Below are 19,718 nucleotides of genomic sequence, written 5' to 3' on the forward strand. Positions count from 1 at the left end.
AATGGATGTTCCTTACAGGAACACACAATTTCAGACAGCAATCAGAAGAGCGTACAACAGCCTAACGGCCGGGGTACGCTCTTTTGATTAAAGCTTCATGAAAGCGTAGAACATTTTGAAGCTTTTCGTTATAATGATACCTGAGAAACCGTTTACGTAATCGACATATATAGAGGTGGAGGAGACATATGAGCATTTATATTGATCAGGAGAAGCTTCAATTTCATCTACAGACTCAAAAGGCAAGCTATGTATTTCAGGTCCTGCCTTCGGGATATTTGGTACATTTATATTATGGCAAAAAACTGCGTGATACCGATCTGAGCTGGCTTCATGTGCGTACAGAGCGTGCTTCGTTCAGCCCGAATCCGGTGCCGGAAGATCGGACGATCTCTTTCGACACGTTGGCAGTAGAACTGCCGGTGTATGGTACAAGTGATTTCCGTAATCCGGCAATCCAATTGGAGCTTGAGAATGGTTCAACCGTTTCGGAGTTCAAGTATACAGGCCATCGACTGATCAAAGGAAAGGCAGCGCTTACTGGACTGCCTGCGACTTATGTTGAATCTGACGATGAAGCTGAGACACTCATTCTTGAACTGGAAGATCGTGTTGCAGGGATCAAGATTGAACTTAGCTACACGGCCTTTGCAGCATTTAATGCAATTACGCGTTCAATGCGTATCATTAATGAGAGCGCTACCTCGGTGAATATTGCACGTGCGCTCAGCTCTTCCGTTGATTTCCCGCATGCCGATTACGAATTGCTGCAACTGTCAGGAGCATGGACGCGTGAACGGGACATCGTTCGCAGACCGCTTGCTTCCGGTCTGCAAGGCATCGAGAGCCGTCGGGGCTCAAGCAGTCACCAGCAGAACCCGTTCATTGCACTGATGACACCGGGTACAGACGAAGATCAGGGTGAAGTCTACGGGTTCAGTCTTGTATATAGCGGCAGCTTTACTGCACAGGCAGAAGTGGACCAGTTCCATACCACTCGTGTATCACTGGGAATCAATCCGTTTGAGTTCAGCTGGAAGCTGGATTCACAGGAGTCATTCCAGACACCTGAGACGGTTATGGTCTATTCGGATGCAGGTCTCGATGGTATGTCCCAGTCGTATCATGAATTGTACCGGGAGCGACTGGCACGCGGACAATTCCGCAATGCAGAGCGTCCGGTTCTGGTTAACAACTGGGAAGCGACCTATTTCGGCTTCAACGCAGATAAGATTGAGCAGATCGCCCAAGCAGGGAAGAAGCTTGGCATTGAATTGTTCGTACTGGATGACGGATGGTTTGGACATCGGGACAGCGATAACTCCTCACTCGGTGACTGGATTGTGGACAAGAACAAACTGCCACAAGGCCTGGATGATTTGGCCAACCGGGTAACCAGTCTGGACATGCAGTTCGGATTATGGTTTGAGCCTGAGATGATTTCGCCAGACAGCGAATTGTACCGTGCTCATCCGGACTGGTGTCTGCATGTGCCGGATCGCCGCCGGACGGAAGGGCGCCAACAATTGGTACTCGATTTCTCCCGTCAGGATGTGCGTGATGAGATTGTACGCATGCTAAGCGATGTGCTTGGATCCGCGCCGATCACTTATGTGAAATGGGACATGAACCGGAATATGACGGAAATAGGTTCTGCATTGCTGCCAGCAGACAGACAGCGCGAGACTGCGCATCGTTATATGCTTGGATTGTACGAAGTCATGGAACGGATTACTTCGTCGTTCCCGAATATCCTGTTCGAGAGCTGTTCAGGTGGTGGCGGCCGTTTTGATCCAGGTATGCTGTACTACATGCCGCAAACGTGGACCAGCGATAATACGGATGCGATATCCCGTCTGCGTATTCAGTATGGTACAAGCCTGGTATATCCGGTAAGTTCAATGGGGTCACATATCTCAGCTGTACCTAATCATCAGGTCAACCGAATTACTTCTCTAGAGATTCGTGGACATGTCGCGATGTCTGGTAACTTTGGATACGAGCTGGATTTGACTCGTTTCTCAGAGGAAGAGAATGCCATTGTAAAGGCGCAGGTTGAGCTGTACAAAGAAATTCGGGGAACCATCCAATACGGAACGTTCCGTCGCTTGCTAAGTCCGTTTGAGGGAAATGAAACGGCCTGGATGTTTATTGCACCAGATGGCAGCGAAGCCGTTGTATTCTACTTCCGTGTGCTGTCTGAACCGAATGCACCGCTCCAACGTCTGAAGCTGAAGGGCCTCGACCCTGATGCGGATTACCGCCTGAAAGGTGGTTCCGAGACGTTTACCGGGGATGCGCTGATGTACGGTGGGATTTCCGTAGGCCGTGCATCGGGAGACTATCTGAGTGAAATGTTCCGCTTCGAACGGGTATAATAAACTGGCGTGATTGCAGTGTTTGTCAGGAGAGACCGGAAGACGTCGGGGAGACGTTTTTCGGTTTTTTCTAATGGCTGAGACGAAGGTTTGCTACGTAATCTCAATTGTAAGAACTTGTAACCTGGACGAATGCTGGAAATCTGAACGGGATTTTGTGATAATATAGGGGAGAGGAATCTGCATGAATGCAGGTTCGATACTGTGATTACAGCAGCAAAGCTGCCCTGAACAAGCTTCAACTGAACGATTCAGGAAGGAAAGAGGGATTTATTTGTCTGAACAGGAAACGGTTCTGGAACCCAATGAAGAAACAATAAAGGCAGAACGCCATGAACGAATCATCAAACAGGTAGCCAAGGAACTGTCACTGTCCTTGAAGCAGGTCCGCACCACGTCGGAGCTTCTGGACGAAGGCAATACGATTCCATTTATCGCCCGCTACCGTAAAGAAATGACTGGAGAGCTGGATGAGAACCAGCTGCGGCTCATTGAAGAGCGCATCGTTTACTTGCGCAATCTGGAAGACCGCAAAGTGGAAGTCATCCGTATTATAGAGGAACAAGGCAAGCTGACCGGAGAACTGAAACAGTCTATCACTCAGGCAGTTAAGCTGCAGGAAGTAGAGGACTTGTACCGTCCGTTTCGTCAGAAGCGGAAAACCCGTGCCAGTGTAGCGAAGGAAAAAGGTCTCGAGCCACTCGCTGTCTGGATCTGGGGTCAACCGAAGCAAGGCAATGTCATGGAGGAAGCTTCGCGTTATATCAATGCTGAACTTGGGGTAGAAGATGCAGAGGTCGCACTTCAGGGAGCCAAAGACATTTTGGCTGAGAATATTGCAGATGATGCTGCTATTCGTGCATGGATTCGTCGTTATACGCTCGATCATGGCATGCTGACTTCGGAAGCGAAGGATGCTGAGCAGGAATCTGTATATGAGAATTACTATGATTATCGTGAATTAGCCAAAAAAATGCCTCCTCACCGTATTCTCGCAATTAACCGCGGTGAACGTGAAAACATTTTGAAAGTGGGCCTGGACGTGCAGCCTGAACCGGCTCACCGGCACATGGAAGGACAGATCATTAAGGGTGCATCTGCGGTACAGGACGTTTTGCGTGATGTGATTGAAGATGCTTATAAACGTTTGATTGCCCCTTCAATTGAGCGTGAGGTTCGTGCAGAATTGACGGAAAAAGGTGAGAACCAAGCGATATCCGTATTCTCGGCTAATCTTCGTAATCTGCTGCTTCAGCCGCCGATTCATGGCAAACGTGTGCTTGGTGTCGATCCTGCCTACCGTACCGGTTGTAAACTGGCTGTGGTCGATGATACGGGCAAGCTGCTGGAAGTGGCAGTTACGTACCCAACGCCACCACACAACAAGAAGCGTGAAGCTGCCGAGGTTTTCCATCGGATGATCAAGCAATATGATATCGGGTTGATTGTCATCGGTAATGGCACCGGATCCCGTGAAACAGAACAGTTTGTTGCCGAGATTATTCAGGAGAACGGAGACGAAAGTCTCGTGTATCTGATCGTCAATGAAGCTGGAGCGAGTGTATATTCTGCATCCAAGCTGGCCCAGGAAGAATTCCCGGATCTTGACGTTGCTGAACGGAGTGCTGCTTCGATTGCCCGCCGGGTGCAAGACCCGCTGGCTGAGCTGGTTAAGATTGATCCAAAAGCCATTGGTGTAGGCCAATACCAACATGACGTATCTCAAAAAATATTGGAAGAAAGCTTGAAGGCTGTTGTGGAATCCGCAGTTAACCATGTGGGCGTGGATGTGAATACGGCTTCGCCTTCACTGCTGTCCTATGTTGCGGGTGTGAATGCCACCATTGCCAAAAATATTGTGAAATACCGTGAAGAGAACGGCCGGTTCACGAATCGTCGCCAGTTGCAAAAAGTGCCGCGTCTGGGTGCCAAAACCTATGAGCAATGCGTAGGCTTTATGCGGATTGGTGAAGGCGAGAACCCGCTGGATCGCACACCGATTCACCCTGAATCGTATAAGGTCGTAGACCAGCTCTTTAAAGAGCTTCAGGTTGCGTTGGACAAGCTTGGCAGCAAGGAACTGTCTGTTCTCCTGTCGGAGCAACAACCGGAACAGCTGGCTGTGAAGCTGGATGTGGGTGTGCCTACACTGCGTGACATTCTGGACAGCTTGCAGCGTCCGGGTCGTGACCCGCGTGAGGAAATGCCGCTACCGATCTTCCGCACAGATGTGCTCAAAATTGAGGATTTGGTGGAAGGCATGGAGCTGCAAGGTACGGTTCGTAACGTGATCGACTTTGGTGCCTTTGTTGATATCGGCATCAAGAGTGACGGACTTGTCCACATCTCACAGCTGAGTAACGGTTATGTCAAACATCCGATGGATGTTGTATCTGTCGGAGATAATGTAACGGTTTGGGTGATGAACGTGGATACCAAAAAAGGCCGTGTCGGCCTCACGATGAAAAAGCCTGCTTCTTCTAAGCAGTCTTCTTAATCCAGGCACAATGATCGGAGAACAGCCTTCCCTGTAATGGGAAGGCTGTTTGTTGTCAGTTATAATAGTACTGTTGCCCGTACTGTATTCTTCGAAGGGATTTTATGAAAGAAGTGAGAGCTTGAAGTGGACGGAGAGAGTGGCGTCAGATTTTTAGAGTTCGCTGTCCGCGCTGCGCGGGGTGCCACTTGTCGGTTTGTTTCGGTAAAAGAACCAGCATTCGTTCAGCAGCTTGATCTGTCTGCTGTCCTTTTTGTGAAATGCACGCATCAGTTGATTGCAAAGCCATTGAGGCAAGGGTATCTCCTCCTCTTGCATAATTCATCTGTACGTTAGCATATGTGGCAATAGCCTGGACTGTGCGAATTAACCCGTTGTGAACTTGGAAAATTCAATATGTATAAGGATATGGATTAAAGGAAAGAGCCCATGATTGTAGGGTTGGAAAAATGAAAAAAAAGCGCAACCCCGCTTTTAGGAGATGCGCTTTTGGTTCCATCCTGCATTAATAATAAGTCCATAAGTAAATTAGAGTGATTCCATCTCTTCTTCATACCATTGCTCTAATTGAGCCTGAAGGGCACGGATCTCAGTGAGCAGGGAAATCAAAGGATATTCGCTCTCTCTTAGTGCTGCAAAGCTTTGTTCAAGCGCATTGATATAATCAAGGCCTCCGATGATGGAGAGTTGCTCGTCCAGAAGATCAAGATTGTCACATTCGGCGATTGCCCAAGGCAGAACAGGTACATCTGCTGCGGTAAGTTTGTCAATTTCTTTGTGCAGGCGCAGGTTGAGCGCACTGAGTTGATAAGCGTAATCGGCAGGCATTTCCACAAACTGCAATTGCTGCTCCTGCTGCAGGATGACGTAGCGCATTGTAGGCATAACGAGTAATAATCTCCCCTCATACATTCTACTTGACAGTGTAGCCTACGAAACGGTTAAAATTCAAGTATTATGGCGGAAAAACAAATGGCCCAAGGGGTGTGAAAGGAGGACAAACCGATGGAAAACGAGGAATTGCAGCAATGGATTGAGCAGGTGTCACTGGATCATTTCGGGGTTCCGTTCACTCATGAGGCGCTGTTTAACCGTCGCTTGACCACTACAGGTGGACGCTATATGCTCAAGAGTCACCGGATAGAGATTAATCCTCATCAGCTCGAAGCTTATGGGCGGGAAGAGGTTGAGAAAATTATCAAGCATGAACTGTGTCACTATCATCTGCACATTCGTGGACGCGGCTACCAACACCGTGATCCTGAATTCAAGGCCTTATTGCAGAAGGTGGGCGGTTCGCGATTCTGTCAGTCCCTTCCGGATGGAAAGGGCAGAAAGCCATTACCGTATCGCTATAAGCTGGTGTGTAAGAGCTGCGGCACGGAATATTTGCGTAAGCGCAAAGTTGATCCGAAGAGGTACCGCTGTGGCCGATGTGCGGGCAAGTTGCTATTGAGTGAAATATAGTGAAAATAAAGTCTATCCGAATTATACATAGCCATCTTAAGAAAATTGTAATGTTTTTATTAACATCCTTGTCATTATTTTGTAGTAAGCTGGTGTAGTTCAGATCACCAAAAGAGTAATGGCTAAGGAGGAAAGAAGATTGGCAAAGTATAGGGTGCTTGTAGTGGATGACGATCCCGATATCCGCAACGCGATTGAGATTTATTTGCGGATTGAAGGAATCTTGGTTACTAAGGCAGCAGATGGGCAGGAAGCGATAAGAAAAGTCAGGGAAGAAGAAGTTCACCTCATTGTAATGGATGTAATGATGCCCGTTCTGGATGGTATACAAGCAACTTTCAAAATACGCGAGGACTGCAATGTACCGATTATTTTTTTATCTGCCAAAACCGAGGACTGCGACAAAATTCTTGGTCTGAATATTGGAGCTGATGATTACATAGCCAAACCCTTCAATCCATTGGAACTGGTGGCCAGAGTGAAGTCCCAGTTGCGTCGATTTACAGGACTTGGAACACAACAAATCGACAGGGATAATGAACAAGAAATTGAGGTCAGGGGGCTAGTACTTAACAATAGGAGGAAAAAAGTAACTCTGGAAGGTGAAGAGATTCGATTGACTCCAACGGAGTTTCATATTTTAAAATTGTTGATGGAGAATACGGGACGTGTTTTTGCCATTGATGAAATCTATGAACGTGTTTGGAAAGAGCCGGCCTTTCAGCCGGAAAACACGGTGGCTGTACATATTCGCCGAATCAGGGAGAAGATTGAGTTTAATCCCAGAGAACCGAAATATGTAAAGGTGGTGTGGGGCATTGGCTACAAGATGGAAGGTTAATGTGATTCCCTATATGATTCGATTTGTTTTGATCAGCTGCAGTACCCTCATGTTTTTTTATGCCATGTCGCGAAGTTTCCAGAATATTGATTTTGTTTTTCGAGGCTGGGGTGTTCAGAGTGATCCGTCTTTAATCATATGTTTGTTCCTGATCGCTTTTTTATTTGTGTTTAGGAACCGATTCCCACTGCCTCCGGAGAGCAGATATGTGAAGATGAAGAATTGGATGTCGGTCAGATTAACTAAGGATGTACAAATATTGCTTTATTTTGTCATCGGTTTAGCGTTGTTCTATGGAACGATTCTTGTCATGCAGGGGAACGGCATACGGATGAGCCAACATGAGTGGATCAACGACTTTGTCATGTATTTATCTGCATTCCTGTTATCATCCTTGCTGCTCTGTTTTGCTGGGGAGTATGGTAGGGCGGGAATTCGGTTGATCTCAGATCGAGCCGCGCTTTGTCAGACTCTCAATGAATTATGGTTACGCACGACGATTCCTATGATACGGGATGAACTGAAACATGGGACCCCACCTGGAAATAGGATCATCAAAACTCTCATCGTTTGTTTTGTATCTCAATTCGTATTGCTGATCATTGCGTTCGTGGTAGAGGTATTTAGGTTTCCAATCCTACTGCTGATCTTGGCGTGCAGTGTGATTATCCTGGGTCAGATCGTACGAATCATTCATGGTTTACAAGGTGTAACACAAGCTGCTTCGGCCATGGCTTTAGGACGTATGGACGTTCAGCTTCCTCAGCAGACAAACGGTATGCTTGACCAACTGACGATGCATATGAACGATATGAAGCAAGGAATTCAGAGTACCGTCGAAAAAAGAGTGAAAAGTGAGCGAATGAAGTCGGAATTGATTACCAATGTCTCACATGATTTAAAAACGCCGCTGACCTCGCTGGTGAGCTATGTGGATTTATTAAAACGTAATGAAGGGACTGCTGAGGAAAAGGCAGAATATATTGAGGTGCTGCAACGCAAGACGAAGCGGCTGAGTGTACTTGTTGAAGATTTATTTGAGGCGGCTAAGATGGCCAGTGGGGATGTGGAGCTTCATCTGGAGCAGGTTGATGTTGCGGCCTTATTACATCAGGCTTTGGCGGAATATAGTGAGTCTATCATACAGTCTGGTTTGATTTTCAGAGTAAGTAGCAGGGATAGTCCGATGTACGCTCACTTGGATGGAAAACGTACATGGCGTGTATTCGAGAATTTGCTTGGTAATGTCATTAAATACGGAATGAAGAATTCAAGGGTATTTATTGATTTATCAGAAGATGATGTGTATGTGATATTGTGTATCAAAAACGTTTCTACATATGAAATGCAGTTTGCTGCAGATGAAATTTTTGAACGTTTCAAGCGGGGCGACCATTCCCGGAGCGAAGAAGGATCAGGGCTGGGTTTATCCATTGCGAAAAGTATTGTTGAGCTGCATGGAGGAAGAGTTAACATCGAAATTGATGGCGATCTGTTTAAAGTGACGGTCCATTTTCCAAAATGACTCAGCAGAAGCAATAAAATAAGCGTTATGACCGACTTTTCTATGCGTTCGAATGAAAGATGCAAGGCTTCCAAGAAAGTCACTTCAGATATGTTGACTTGGAATATTAATCATGATAAATTTAGGTTATTCAAGATTATTATTCCCTGATAGCTCAGTTGGTAGAGCACTCGACTGTTAATCGAGTTGTCACAGGTTCGAGCCCTGTTCGGGGAGCCATTCTTGGAGAGATACCCAAGTGGCTATAAGGGGACCCTCTGCTAAGGGGTTAGACTGCGTAAGCGGTGCGAGGGTTCGAATCCCTCTCTCTCCGTTCTGATTTACTTCTCTGTACAAGGGATGAGAACCCTAAAGGTTCGTCGAAGCATACGCTTCGTAAGCAATACATCGCAGTCTCGAATGAAGTGAGAGTATGCCTCTCTCTCCGTTCTGAATAAACCAAACATAATCCCCCTCCGCAGTAACCTTTAACGGATACTGAGGAGGGGGATTTTTGATGTACCGTCATTTTGACAATGTACAAGAAAGAATGCCTGGTTGCCGCGCTATAATGAAATACCCAATACCTCGTACAAACCCTTCTTGCCAGCTTCCGTGACTTCCACCGAACGGCTGCCTGCCTTCTGGCGGGTCCAGTCCAGCTCAGACAAGCGGCGTCCCAGTTCGTCTCCCAGTACACCGGAAATATGATGACGACGCTCACTCCAGTCCAGACATTTGCGAGCCACAGCGCGGCGTGATCCGGCTTTTCCTTCAAGCATAATGCCAAAAGAATTGAACCATTCAATTCCTTTCTCTGTAATGTGGTAATCCTTGGCCTGCTCATCCTCAGGTTCTTCGAGATAACCTTCCCGCAATAAAGCTTCACACAACGCTATCCCTAATTTTCCGGCCAGATGCCCATAACAGGTTCGAGCAAAGCTTAAATGTTGAAGCTGGTTAGACTGTTTGAGAGATCTCACTTGTACTGGTGCGGCGATACTACCCATCGTCTCAATCAGAAAAGCTACCTCTTTGCCTGCGAGACGATAGTATCGATGTCGTCCTTGCTGTTCAACGACGAGCAGCCCGCCTTCGACCAGCTTGGCGAGATGACTGCTTGCTGTTTGAGGAGTAACACCCGCCATGTATGCAAGTTCGCCGGCAGGAAGTGCACGACCATCCAACAAAGCTTCCAAAAAAATAGCACGACTGGGATCAGCAATTAACGATGCAATTACAGAAATATTCGGATATGTATTCATACTTCGATGATACCTTAACTATTGGTGTATTACAATTAATCATGCATGAATTAGAACCCAAGAGATGGAAGGGACGGGTTGAAGAATGGAGGAAGAAGCATTGTATACCAATGATAGAACGCAAAAAGAGTTTGAACCGGTGAACCATCGGGACTTGAACAGAGAGCTGATACAGCACGAGGTGATAAATCCAAGTATTTTGTACTATGGCACACCTGTATTGCTGCTGAGCACGTTAAATGAAGATGGAACGACGAACCTGTCTCCGCTTTCCTCATCCTGGGCACTGGGCGACTGCTTGGTACTTGGAGTTGGTATTCAGGGCAAAGCCTTTGAGAACCTGAGTCGTCATCCCGAATGTGTGATTAATCTGCCGGATGCATCCATGTGGGAGAAGGTAGAGGGACTGGGGCGTTATACCGGAATATATCCCGTTCCAGAGGAGAAAAGGATGATGGGGTTTGAGTTTTGCGATGATAAGTTTGCCGTCTCTGGACTGACACCCCAAAGTTCAATTCAGGTTGAGCCGGATAAAATAGCGGAGTGTCCGCTCCAGATTGAAGCAGCGGTACAACACATTCGCATTCCCGAACACACGCCTTTCATGGCGATTGTGGAAGTAAAGGCGTTGAAGGTACACGCACATACCCGACTGTTATCAGGTTTAAACAAGATTAACCCAGAGAAGTGGAATCCATTAATTTATAATTTCCGACATTATTATGGACTTGGAGAAAGGCATGGGGAGAGTTTTCGGGCAGAGAAGTGATGTATATGGTCTGTATAGCATAGAAACCAATAAGTAATCCAGAATATATGAAGTGGTGCCGGTTGGGGTGCCGCTTCTTTCTATCTATATTGAGGCTCCATTGAGATTTCATGCGGGTAATCAAATAATTCGGTTATTTTATTAGGCAGGGATTGGGTAAATAGTAAAGAAAGATACATGTAAGCATATACATAAGAGAGGTGATGAACATGGAAATGGAATACTTAATGCGTGTACTCATAGCTGGCATATGCGGCGTGTTGATCGGATATGAGCGCAAGAACCGAATGAAAGAAGCGGGGATACGTACACACTTTGTTGTTGCGGTGGGTGCAGCATTGATGATGATTGTTTCCAAGTATGGCTTTCAGGATCAGGCAGGCTGGGCGAATCTCTCGCTTGACCCATCCAGGATTGCCGCACAGGTGGTCAGTGGGGTTGGCTTCATTGGAGCCGGAATGATCTTCACACAGCGCCACACGGTCCGGGGATTGACGACAGCGGCGGGAATCTGGGCGACTGCAGGAATGGGACTGGCTGTGGGTTCGGGATTATATTGGACTGGGGCTGGGGTGACGCTACTTATTGTAGTGGCACAGATGCTGCTGCATCGGCCGACACGCTGGTTGGTGTCCGCGAGAACAGAGACGCTGACCATTCGACTGCTAAAGGAGGGGGACACCCTCAAAACCGTTTTGGCTTTGCTGGGACAGGAGAAGATCTCGGTGGTTGGATTCAAAACAGAACAGAAAATAAGCACAGACTCCGGGGAGGAGACCGTGCTTGAATTCACGTTGCAGCTGCCGGGTTCATACCGGGGCGAGCAGTTGATTATTTTATTGCAGGATGTGCCTCATGTTCGATCCGTTGATATGAGGTGAGCCTAGTCTATTGCTAGGTCGCTATGCCGAATCATCATGACAATCAATTACTGACCTCCTTCAACGACGGTCTCCGGTCGGGAAACGGGCTTTCCTTCTAGAACACACTGAATGGCATGTGCGACACCATGCTCCACATTGGTCAGAGAGATAGCCTTGGCAAGCGCCTTAATCTCCAGTTCGGCATTGCCCATGGCAATACCGAGCCCTGCCATTTTCAGCATGGATACATCATTGAAGTTATCACCAATGGCTGCCGTATCTTCCATGGAGATGTTCAGATGAGCTGCCAGTTTGCTTAAGGCGTTCCCTTTGGATACATCAGGATGCTGCATTTCGAAGTTGTGTTCAGAGGATACCACCATGGCTACATCGGACCGAGAAGCAAAGTATTCGCGTCCCTGCTGCAATTGAGCCGGATCCAATGAAAAGGCCATAATATTGTAAATGTAAGCTTCGGAAGGGATTTCCTGATGGGAGTTTACGCGGTGATAGTCTTTCTTGTCATAGTGCTTCTTAACAGCTCGAATAAGGCGTTCAATATCCTCCCCAGGACTGGAACCCAGAATGCGATCCATTTCTGCAAGCATCGCCTCGTGGCTGCTTATAGGGGCATATATACCCTGTTGTGTGGAGGCCTCGTAGTAGCAATGATGATCTTCCAGCCACTGCATGACGGATGCTGCCGTTTCACGCTCGAGTGGAAGATGGAACAGGCGTTCACCGTTGGCATCATGGATGGTAGCTCCGTTGGATCCGATAACTGGCGTGTTAATTCCGCCTTCGCTGCTTATAGTTAATACATCGGAATAGACCCGTCCTGTAGCAATCGTAATGTTTAATCCTTCTTGTTGCGCCTTATGGATTGCAGCTGCGTTTTCCGGGCTGATCTGACTGTCTCTGTTCAACAGGGTTCCATCTAAATCGGTAGCAAATAATTTCATGTGTTACAACTCCTTTTCAATTGTAGGTTCAGGAATGAGAATCTCGACTTGTTGTTCGGCTAGAAAGGTTCGCCAATCTTGGGAAGGCCATTGATCTGTAATTAACATGTCAACGAGTGACCAGTCTGCAAAACGATAACCATAACGCTTATCAAACTTGGAATGGTCAGCGAGTACAATAACCTGTTTTGCAGCTTGCATCATTTTGTGCTTGATCTTTCCTTCTTCTTCAGAGGCACTGAAGCCGTCCATCGTAATTCCGCCAATGCCGATAAAGGCTTTGTCTACATAATAATGGGAAAGAGTTTCAATCACTGAAGTACCATAGACATAACGTTGCTCCTTATCGACTTTGCCGCCCAGCAAACGAATCTCGACAGCGGTATGATTGGAGAGAAGATCAGCTGAATAAATGGAATTGGTGATGACAGTACAGGACTTGCCATTTAGATTTTCGGCACAAGTTTGCACTGTAGTGGAAGAATCTAGAATAATGTGTTCACCTTGGCGGACGATGGCAGCCGCTAGCTTGCCAATAGCTCTTTTTTCATCGGAAATGTGGAGCAAACGATCTTTATAAGATCGGCGCTCATCTGGTGGAACGGGGAGAATTGCACCGCCGCGCGTTCGGATAATGGCATCCTGTTCTTCGAGTTTGATTAGATCCCTTCGTGCTGTGTCCCGGGAAACGTCAAAGAGGGATACAATATCATCAGCCGAGATGCGATTGTGTTTACGCAAATGTTCAATAATCAGCTGCATTCGTTCTTCCTGAAACAAACGTGCCGCCTCCTTATACGTAGCTGACCGTGTATATAACTGATAGGTTAATTATAAGTACTAATAATGATATTTGCAATATTATAAGTGAATGTAAGTGTATTTAAGTTTTTTGATACTAATTTTACAAATTGCGATGATTACGGTGATAAATTTGTGAAAGACATTTCAGTCGTGAGCACGCTCTTGACCTCATGGAAAAGGGTGAAAAAGAGTGCATAAAAAAGTTTAAAAAAAGTGTTGCACATTTAAGTTGGCCTATGATATACTCATTCTTGTCGCCAAGAAAGACAATTTGTTTGCAAGGCCCGTTGGTCAAGGGGTTAAGACACCTCCCTTTCACGGAGGTAACAGGGGTTCGAATCCCCTACGGGTCATTATCTTCACCACCTCAGGGATGCATAATCCTAATGAGGATTCCTCAAAAGTCATAGCTCCTAAACAAAAGAGTTACGCATGGCACATCCGGTGAAGTTACAGCAAGAGCCATTAGCTCAGTTGGTAGAGCACCTGACTTTTAATCAGGGTGTCGAAGGTTCGAGCCCTTCATGGCTCACCATTTTTACAATTGAATATGCGGTCGTGGTGGAATGGCAGACACGCTATCTTGAGGGGGTAGTGGGTGTATACCCGTGGAGGTTCGAGTCCTCTCGACCGCATCACAGCAACAAACGTTATAAGATAGACTCTCATGATTATTCATGGGAGTCTATCTTTGTGTTATGAGAAATACCAGAACGTATTCCTGGGATTAAAAGGCTGAGGATTCAGGAAGGTTGTGGTATAATTTAGGTACATGTATTGATTATTACGGTTGGAAGGCGGTTCTGTATGCAGTCGATCTATGAGCGAATTGAACACCTGATTGCCGAACGAGGAATGACCAAGAAGGCTTTCTGCCAACAGCTGAAGATCAGCACGGGCAATCTGGGTGACTGGAAACGCGGTAAATCTATTCCGAGTACGAATAAACTAATTGAGATTGCTTCGTTTTTTGATGTGAGCCTTGACTGGCTCATGATTGGGCGTCCATCCAAGGAGGCGATGGTGCGGGAAAAACGGGAGGATTATTTTTTTGACGTGTTGCGGCAATTGAATTGCCAAGAAAGCGAATTATCGACTGTAGAACAGTCTTTTATCAGTGAATATATTGAATTTACCCGTTATCGCAAATCCAAGGAAAGCAGAGATTCAGGCGATTTTCGTTACAAGGGAGAAGATAAGCCCAAAGGAGACGAGTTGTTGTAGTGCATGTTAGTGAAAGCTGCAACTTGACTGAATTATCTGGGTATATAAATAACCTCTGAACACATCCGAAACCCATCGGAGAGTTGTTCAGAGGTTTTTTCTTTGGGACTCATTGCAATATGAATATGTGATTTCGAAAGTGAGTCTGATAGACGTATAGCCTTCACTTGCGGAATATAAGGTTGGGTTTACCCAAAAGATCGGAGCGAAGGGTGTTCCAGATCTGAAGGCATTGCTCCTGAAGTTCCCAGGCTGCCATTCCGAGCAAACGAACACCAATCCCACCTGTAGCGAGCAAGCTTGCCCCGGCAAGCATGCGACCATCTAGGGGCAAAATGGACCGTACGGACTCCAACTGTGCTGAACCCAATCCAGGGGCAATCATCCATAAAGCCGCAGTATGGGTGTAGGCTAACAACGCTGCGGATGATGTTGGATCGTCCGATTCTGGTTCGAGTCCGAACTGATCCCATACGGCCAACTGCTCTCCTTGCCAGATTTCTGTCAGACTGCGATATCGCTTGAATTGAAAGACTTCTCCCCGATGAATCCGTCCGGCGGACCAGATATCTGCATACGCAAGTATTGCTTGTTCACCCAACTCGAAGGTCGTGGTGAGTGAGGATGAGCTACCTTTAAACGGGATAACGCATTCAGGGAAGTACTCCAGCACCGCTCCTTGCTCCAGCCGAAAGTGATGGTTCACAGATGACGGAACAGTAGGTGTGGGATGAAGCCTTGTGGCTGATGTGCTGCTTAGCATTAAGTGAGTGTTCTGGCCCAATTGCCATTTGGATTGATAATGATCACCATTCAGCACGCCTGGAGAGACGTCTGAAGTATATACACATAATTCATCTCCGCCACCTGGAGGTCGAAAGGATCGACTGAACCGGAGAGGGGCGCTGTAATACCGATCGGTCATGACGGTGCGCCCGCCTTGAAGGGCGAAAGTGGCCTGGAGCTCGCTGCGGCGTATCACGGCCTCTCCGGTACTGCGGTTCAATCCATGTTCAACTCCATGTAAAGAGGAGGACGAATTAGTGGCTGTGAGTCGTTCCGTGCTCATGGGTGTGTGTATGCAGATGCGCAGCGGAAGCATCGTCATCCATATATTGATGTTCAAGCCAATGGACGATTTCGGATACCCCTTCACCACTCATCAGGTTCGACATCACATAAGGCCGTCCTTCGCGTACCCGTTCAGTATCATCCTTCATTACTTGCAGGCTTGCGCCAACATAAGGGGCAAGGTCAGTCTTGTTAATGAGCAGGAGGTCAGAACGCGTAATACCCGGACCGCCTTTGCGAGGCAGTTTTTCCCCTTGAGCCACATCAATAATGTAAATGAATACGTCCGCCAGTTCCGGGCTGAATGCAGCAGAGAGATTGTCGCCGCCGCTTTCGATAAAGATCAGTTGCAGGTCAGGAAAGCGTTCAATCAACTCATCAACAGCTTCGAAATTCATTGAAGCATCCTCTCGAATAGCGGTATGTGGGCATCCCCCTGTTTCTACACCGATAATACGTTCCGGTGCGAGCGCATTCTGACGCAGCAAAATCTCGGCATCTTCCTTTGTGTAAATATCATTAGTAATAACGGCCAGGCTGTAGCGTGTACGCAATGCCTTGGACAGCTTCTCTACTAAGGCCGTTTTTCCTGAACCTACCGGCCCACCGATTCCGATTCGCATCGGGCGACTCCGATCAAATACCTTACGTTCCCATTCCGCATGGTGCGTATGATTAGCTCCTCCACACATAACAAATTCCTCCTTGGTTTTGAATTAATGTAGTTAGGACATGAACAGACGGACTGGCAGGCTCTCGTGCCGCATAGCGTAGATTTCCTGGGCAATACCGAAACTGTGCATGTCTTCTGGGTCGTTATCCCGGATTTGAGACCATTCAGAATCAATATCATTCAAAAGTTTTTGGATAAGCATCTGTGCTTCGGTTTGCCCGATGGGCAGAAGACGCAGAGCGCTATTTACATAAGCGTTAACAGAGGTATACAAATGTCCGGTGACGGCTTCGTCCATTCCGATTTCCAACTGATAATTGATGTAACCGTGAATCGTTGTAATACCGCAAAAAGCACCATGTTCCTGTACGGCTTCATCGATTAGAGAAAAGTCCATCCACGGGTAAAGTGATCTCGCGAGTTTGAGTAATCGCTTCCCCATCTTGTGCCCACTTTCCCGCAGTTCCCTCGGGGTTCGCTGGGCGTGTACACGTTTGTCGTAAAGGGCTAAAAGGGCGGCATCCTGTTGCTCAATGGCCTGGTAGACACCTTTGATGGCAAGGCCATCGAGCCGCACGAGGCTGGAATGAAGCTGTCCGCGAATGAATTGTTCGAGTTGGGCGATGGTCCGTATCCTGCCATCATGAGTGTATGCCTCCAGACCGAAGGAGTGAGAGAACCCGCCAATGGGCAAGGCTGAATCCAGCAGTTGAACATAACGGAGTAATTTCGTGCCGCTGTGCATCATCATGCGTGGCCCCCTTTGTCAAAACATGAAATAGCGTTGTGCCATCGGTAATTCGTCCGCGGGCTCACAGGTGAGAGGCTCGCCATCAGCCCGTACCTCATAGGTTTCGGGATCGACTTCAATGATGGGTGTAACGTCGTTGTGAATCATGTCTTTTTTGCTCACCGAACGGCAGCCTTTGACGGGTTCCACGCGCTTGTTCAAGCCTAGCGCCTCCTTAATTCCGGCATCTGCTGCGGCTTGGGAGACAAAGGTGATCGACCCTTTGGCAAGTGCACTGCCGTAAGCACCAAACATCGGTCTGCCGAACACGGGCTGCGGCGTAGGGATCGATGCGTTGGGGTCACCCATCTGAGCGAAGGTGATCATACCTCCCTTGATGACCATCTCGGGCTTTACACCGAAATAGGCCGGGTTCCAGACGATCAGGTCTGCCAACTTGCCAACCTCCACGGAACCGACGAGATGGCCTATGCCGTGAGCAATTGCCGGATTGATCGTATATTTGGCGACATACCTTTTGATCCGATCGTTATCGGACGGTGAGCCTGGGGTCAGTTCAAGCTTTCCGCGCTGCTTTTTCATCTTGTCGGCGGTTTGCCAGGTGCGAATAATGACTTCTCCAACCCGGCCCATTGCCTGTGAATCGGAACTGATGATGCTGAATACGCCAAGATCATGCAAAATGTCTTCGGCAGCGATCGTCTCGGGACGAATCCGCGAATCAGCAAAAGCAACGTCTTCAGGGATGGACGGGTCCAGATGGTGACAAACCATCAGCATATCGAGATGTTCTTCTACGGTATTGCGTGTGTAAGGACGTGTTGGGTTGGTTGAAGAGGGGATGACGTAAGACTCTCCGGCAGCGCGGATAATATCCGGCGCGTGTCCGCCGCCAGCACCTTCCGTATGATAGGTGTGGATTGTGCGTCCGTTAATGGCCGCCAGTGTATTTTCGAGAAATCCGGTCTCGTTCAGCGTATCGGTATGAATGGCTACCTGAACATCATGCTCTTCGGCTGCGGTTAGACAGGCATCGATAGCGCTTGGCGTTGTACCCCAATCTTCATGCAGCTTCAGTCCAATGACACCGGCTTCAATCTGTTCAATTAATGGAGCGGTGCTGGAACTGTTGCCTTTGCCGAGATAACCGATATTCATGGGAAATGCCTCTGCGGACTCCATCATACGGTGGATATGCCAGGCTCCGGGTGTACAGGTGGTGGCTTTGGTTCCGGTTGCAGGTCCTGTGCCGCCGCCGATCATGGTTGTTACTCCTGAAGATAATGCCGTTTGAATCTGTTGTGGACAAATAAAATGAATATGGGTATCAATGCCTCCTGCGGTCACAATCATGCCTTCCCCGGCAATGATTTCGGTCGAAGCGCCAATAACTAACGCGGGATCAACTCCGTCCATCGTATCCGGGTTACCGGATTTGCCGATTGCGCAGATGAGGCCATCGCGAATGCCGATATCCGCTTTTACAATCCCCCAATGATCAATGATGACGGCGTTGGTAATGACGGTATCAGGTGTGCCATCACTGCGAAGGGCTGATGTGGACTGACCCATCCCGTCACGAATAACCTTGCCGCCGCCGAATTTGCTTTCATCGCCATAGACAGCATAATCATGCTCAATCTCTGCCCATAGTTCCGTATCCGCCAGTCTGACAGCATCCCCGGTTGTTGGTCCGAACATTGACGCGTATTGTTCGCGGCTCATTCGTTTCATAGAGGTTCCCCTCCGTCCTGTACAGGGGGTGCGAATGTCTTCAGAAATGTTTCCAGTTTCTGTGGATCAGGTGGCTGATCTGCCGATCCTTCCGTTAATCCGTTAAATCCATAAATCTGACGTTTGCCGCCAAATGTGGTGAGTTCGACCGGTTTTTCTTCACCAGGTTCAAAACGAACAGCGGTGCCTGCCGGAATATGCAGGCGGTGTCCGAAAGCGGAAGTGCGATCAAAGTCCAGCGCAGCATTGACTTCATAGAAGTGAACGTGAGAACCGACCTGAACGGGACGGTCGCCGCGGTTCAGTACAATCAGACGCACGGTTAAGCGATCGGGATGACAGACGATCTCATCATCCTGTTTTAAGCGATATTCACCTGGGATCATGGAGTTCTCCTGCCTTTCTCAGCGTATAGGTTCATGGACAGTAACCAGTTTTGTTCCGTCAGGAAAAGTGGCTTCCACCTGTACCTCAGGAATCATATCGGGTATACCTTCCATGCAGTCTTCGCGTGTCAGGATCGTGCCGCCGTATCTCATCAACTCTGCAACACTCATGCCATCGCGTGCACGTTCCATGAGCTCGGAGGTCAACAATGCGATAGCTTCGGGAACATTCAGTTTAAGTCCGCGTCCTCTGCGTTCGCGGGCGAGGTTAGCAGCCACGGTAATCAGGAGTTTTTCTTTTTCCTGCTCAGTCCAGTGCAAGGTAATCCGACCTTTCCCTTAGATAGTCTATGTCGTCATGGATCATGTTATATGTTAAATATACTCACACAGGGTGGACCCTTTGTCAATATGGTTCCAATTATATTAGCAGCATGCATGAAACGAGTATGCATAAAATAAAATTGTGTAAGCATTATTGACACGGTGAGTGTAAGACTCCATAATTTGGATCAACGAACATTTCGGA

The 19,718-nt window shown here is 47.7% G+C and carries 19 protein-coding genes and 5 tRNA genes; 13 read left to right on the forward strand and 11 right to left on the reverse strand.

Annotated elements, in window-relative coordinates:
* The first annotated feature begins 188 nt into the window (after nt 1-188).
* Both G3352_RS11140 and G3352_RS11145 read left to right on the forward strand, forming a co-directional pair.
* The gene (locus G3352_RS11140; RefSeq protein ID WP_163756458.1) at nt 189-2,378 is read left to right on the forward strand and encodes an alpha-galactosidase; all 2,190 of its coding nucleotides are present in this window, start codon (nt 189-191) and stop codon (nt 2,376-2,378) included.
* A 274-nt stretch (nt 2,379-2,652) separates the two neighbouring features.
* A complete protein-coding gene (locus G3352_RS11145; RefSeq protein WP_163756460.1) occupies nt 2,653-4,875 on the forward strand; it encodes a Tex family protein in 2,223 nt (740 codons plus the stop codon).
* Between the two features lie 153 nt (nt 4,876-5,028).
* On the opposite strand, the gene cmpA is transcribed toward G3352_RS11145, so the two are convergent.
* Together cmpA and G3352_RS11155 are read right to left on the reverse strand one after the other, a co-directional pair.
* Nucleotides 5,029-5,172 (reverse strand): cortex morphogenetic protein CmpA, encoded by a 144-nt coding sequence (gene cmpA, locus G3352_RS11150; RefSeq protein ID WP_090808144.1) that lies wholly within the window; start codon nt 5,170-5,172, stop codon nt 5,029-5,031.
* Nucleotides 5,173-5,403: 231 nt separating this feature from the next.
* Nucleotides 5,404-5,760, reverse strand: coding sequence for a hypothetical protein (locus tag G3352_RS11155; protein WP_024630711.1), 357 nt, complete (start codon nt 5,758-5,760; stop codon nt 5,404-5,406).
* A 120-nt stretch (nt 5,761-5,880) separates the two neighbouring features.
* Between G3352_RS11155 and G3352_RS11160 the strand changes: the two genes are divergently transcribed.
* From G3352_RS11160 to G3352_RS11180, 5 genes are all read left to right on the forward strand, one after another.
* Nucleotides 5,881-6,342: a SprT family protein gene (locus tag G3352_RS11160; RefSeq protein ID WP_072734302.1), complete on the forward strand. Its 462-nt coding sequence runs from the start codon at nt 5,881-5,883 to the stop codon at nt 6,340-6,342.
* Nucleotides 6,343-6,481: 139 nt separating this feature from the next.
* Nucleotides 6,482-7,183, forward strand: a complete 702-nt coding sequence (locus G3352_RS11165) for a response regulator transcription factor (protein ID WP_163756462.1) — start codon at nt 6,482-6,484, stop codon at nt 7,181-7,183.
* A 214-nt stretch (nt 7,184-7,397) separates the two neighbouring features.
* Nucleotides 7,398-8,708 (forward strand): HAMP domain-containing sensor histidine kinase, encoded by a 1,311-nt coding sequence (locus tag G3352_RS11170; protein WP_240343024.1) that lies wholly within the window; start codon nt 7,398-7,400, stop codon nt 8,706-8,708.
* 143 nt (nt 8,709-8,851) lie between these two features.
* Nucleotides 8,852-8,927 (forward strand) — tRNA-Asn (locus G3352_RS11175).
* Nucleotides 8,928-8,932: 5 nt separating this feature from the next.
* Nucleotides 8,933-9,021 (forward strand) — tRNA-Ser (locus tag G3352_RS11180).
* Between the two features lie 232 nt (nt 9,022-9,253).
* Here G3352_RS11180 and G3352_RS11185 read toward each other — a convergent pair.
* Nucleotides 9,254-9,952, reverse strand: a complete 699-nt coding sequence (locus G3352_RS11185; protein WP_163756464.1) for an ArsR/SmtB family transcription factor — start codon at nt 9,950-9,952, stop codon at nt 9,254-9,256.
* A 166-nt stretch (nt 9,953-10,118) separates the two neighbouring features.
* On the opposite strand from G3352_RS11185, the gene G3352_RS11190 reads away from it, so the two are divergent.
* Together G3352_RS11190 and G3352_RS11195 are read left to right on the forward strand one after the other, a co-directional pair.
* Nucleotides 10,119-10,721 carry a flavin reductase family protein gene (locus tag G3352_RS11190; protein WP_481856284.1) on the forward strand — a complete coding sequence of 201 codons (603 nt, stop codon included), beginning with the start codon at nt 10,119-10,121 and terminating at the stop codon, nt 10,719-10,721.
* A gap of 209 nt (nt 10,722-10,930) precedes the next feature.
* Nucleotides 10,931-11,602 (forward strand): MgtC/SapB family protein, encoded by a 672-nt coding sequence (locus tag G3352_RS11195; RefSeq protein ID WP_163756468.1) that lies wholly within the window; start codon nt 10,931-10,933, stop codon nt 11,600-11,602.
* A 47-nt stretch (nt 11,603-11,649) separates the two neighbouring features.
* Here G3352_RS11195 and G3352_RS11200 read toward each other — a convergent pair whose 3' ends face one another.
* Complete coding sequence (locus G3352_RS11200) at nt 11,650-12,546, reverse strand: Cof-type HAD-IIB family hydrolase (protein WP_163756470.1); 897 nt, start codon at nt 12,544-12,546, stop codon at nt 11,650-11,652.
* Between the two features lie 3 nt (nt 12,547-12,549).
* Nucleotides 12,550-13,326: a DeoR/GlpR family DNA-binding transcription regulator gene (locus tag G3352_RS11205; RefSeq protein WP_163756472.1), complete on the reverse strand. Its 777-nt coding sequence runs from the start codon at nt 13,324-13,326 to the stop codon at nt 12,550-12,552.
* Between the two features lie 305 nt (nt 13,327-13,631).
* On the opposite strand from G3352_RS11205, the gene G3352_RS11210 reads away from it, so the two are divergent.
* The 4 genes from G3352_RS11210 (at nt 13,632) to G3352_RS11225 (ending at nt 14,574) form a co-directional block, all read left to right on the forward strand.
* A tRNA-Glu gene (locus G3352_RS11210) sits at nt 13,632-13,703 on the forward strand.
* A 106-nt stretch (nt 13,704-13,809) separates the two neighbouring features.
* A tRNA-Lys gene (locus tag G3352_RS11215) sits at nt 13,810-13,885 on the forward strand.
* Between the two features lie 17 nt (nt 13,886-13,902).
* A tRNA-Leu gene (locus G3352_RS11220) sits at nt 13,903-13,985 on the forward strand.
* 172 nt (nt 13,986-14,157) lie between these two features.
* Nucleotides 14,158-14,574, forward strand: a complete 417-nt coding sequence (locus G3352_RS11225; RefSeq protein WP_163756474.1) for a helix-turn-helix domain-containing protein — start codon at nt 14,158-14,160, stop codon at nt 14,572-14,574.
* A gap of 163 nt (nt 14,575-14,737) precedes the next feature.
* Here G3352_RS11225 and G3352_RS11230 read toward each other — a convergent pair whose 3' ends face one another.
* Genes G3352_RS11230 through G3352_RS11255 form a run of 6 tightly spaced genes read right to left on the reverse strand, consistent with a single transcriptional unit; the run spans nt 14,738 to nt 19,510 of the window.
* Nucleotides 14,738-15,643, reverse strand: a complete 906-nt coding sequence (locus G3352_RS11230) for an urease accessory protein UreD (protein WP_163756476.1) — start codon at nt 15,641-15,643, stop codon at nt 14,738-14,740.
* Nucleotides 15,615-16,337, reverse strand: coding sequence for an urease accessory protein UreG (gene ureG / locus G3352_RS11235; RefSeq protein WP_053781689.1), 723 nt, complete (start codon nt 16,335-16,337; stop codon nt 15,615-15,617). The genes G3352_RS11230 and ureG overlap by 29 nt, the downstream gene beginning before the upstream one ends.
* 33 nt (nt 16,338-16,370) lie before the next feature.
* Entirely contained in the window at nt 16,371-17,069 is a 699-nt protein-coding gene (locus G3352_RS11240; RefSeq protein WP_163756478.1) for an urease accessory protein UreF, read from the reverse strand.
* Nucleotides 17,070-17,084: 15 nt separating this feature from the next.
* Nucleotides 17,085-18,803, reverse strand: coding sequence for an urease subunit alpha (gene ureC / locus G3352_RS11245; protein WP_163756480.1), 1,719 nt, complete (start codon nt 18,801-18,803; stop codon nt 17,085-17,087).
* The gene (locus G3352_RS11250; RefSeq protein WP_163756488.1) at nt 18,800-19,189 is read right to left on the reverse strand and encodes an urease subunit beta; all 390 of its coding nucleotides are present in this window, start codon (nt 19,187-19,189) and stop codon (nt 18,800-18,802) included. The genes ureC and G3352_RS11250 overlap by 4 nt, the downstream gene beginning before the upstream one ends.
* A gap of 18 nt (nt 19,190-19,207) precedes the next feature.
* Nucleotides 19,208-19,510 (reverse strand): urease subunit gamma, encoded by a 303-nt coding sequence (locus G3352_RS11255; protein ID WP_163756489.1) that lies wholly within the window; start codon nt 19,508-19,510, stop codon nt 19,208-19,210.
* Between the last annotated feature and the right edge of the window lie 208 nt (nt 19,511-19,718).

It is taken from the genome of Paenibacillus sp. ALJ109b (assembly GCF_010747435.1).
GTDB classification, from domain to species: Bacteria; Bacillota; Bacilli; order Paenibacillales; family Paenibacillaceae; genus Paenibacillus; species Paenibacillus taichungensis.

Bases quoted from the DNA above. Each gene is read 5' to 3' on its own strand.
- G3352_RS11140 (WP_163756458.1), top strand. From the start codon at position 189: ATGAGCATTTATATTGATCAGGAGAAGCTTCAATTTCATCTACAGACT.
- G3352_RS11155 (WP_024630711.1), bottom strand. From the start codon at position 5,760: ATGCCTACAATGCGCTACGTCATCCTGCAGCAGGAGCAGCAATTGCAG.
- G3352_RS11160 (WP_072734302.1), top strand. From the start codon at position 5,881: ATGGAAAACGAGGAATTGCAGCAATGGATTGAGCAGGTGTCACTGGAT.
- G3352_RS11170 (WP_240343024.1), top strand. From the start codon at position 7,398: ATGAAGAATTGGATGTCGGTCAGATTAACTAAGGATGTACAAATATTG.
- G3352_RS11185 (WP_163756464.1), bottom strand. From the start codon at position 9,952: ATGAATACATATCCGAATATTTCTGTAATTGCATCGTTAATTGCTGAT.
- G3352_RS11195 (WP_163756468.1), top strand. From the start codon at position 10,931: ATGGAAATGGAATACTTAATGCGTGTACTCATAGCTGGCATATGCGGC.
- G3352_RS11200 (WP_163756470.1), bottom strand. From the start codon at position 12,546: ATGAAATTATTTGCTACCGATTTAGATGGAACCCTGTTGAACAGAGAC.
- G3352_RS11225 (WP_163756474.1), top strand. From the start codon at position 14,158: ATGCAGTCGATCTATGAGCGAATTGAACACCTGATTGCCGAACGAGGA.
- G3352_RS11230 (WP_163756476.1), bottom strand. From the start codon at position 15,643: ATGAGCACGGAACGACTCACAGCCACTAATTCGTCCTCCTCTTTACAT.
- ureG (WP_053781689.1), bottom strand. From the start codon at position 16,337: ATGTGTGGAGGAGCTAATCATACGCACCATGCGGAATGGGAACGTAAG.
- G3352_RS11240 (WP_163756478.1), bottom strand. From the start codon at position 17,069: ATGATGATGCACAGCGGCACGAAATTACTCCGTTATGTTCAACTGCTG.
- ureC (WP_163756480.1), bottom strand. From the start codon at position 18,803: ATGAAACGAATGAGCCGCGAACAATACGCGTCAATGTTCGGACCAACA.
- G3352_RS11250 (WP_163756488.1), bottom strand. From the start codon at position 19,189: ATGATCCCAGGTGAATATCGCTTAAAACAGGATGATGAGATCGTCTGT.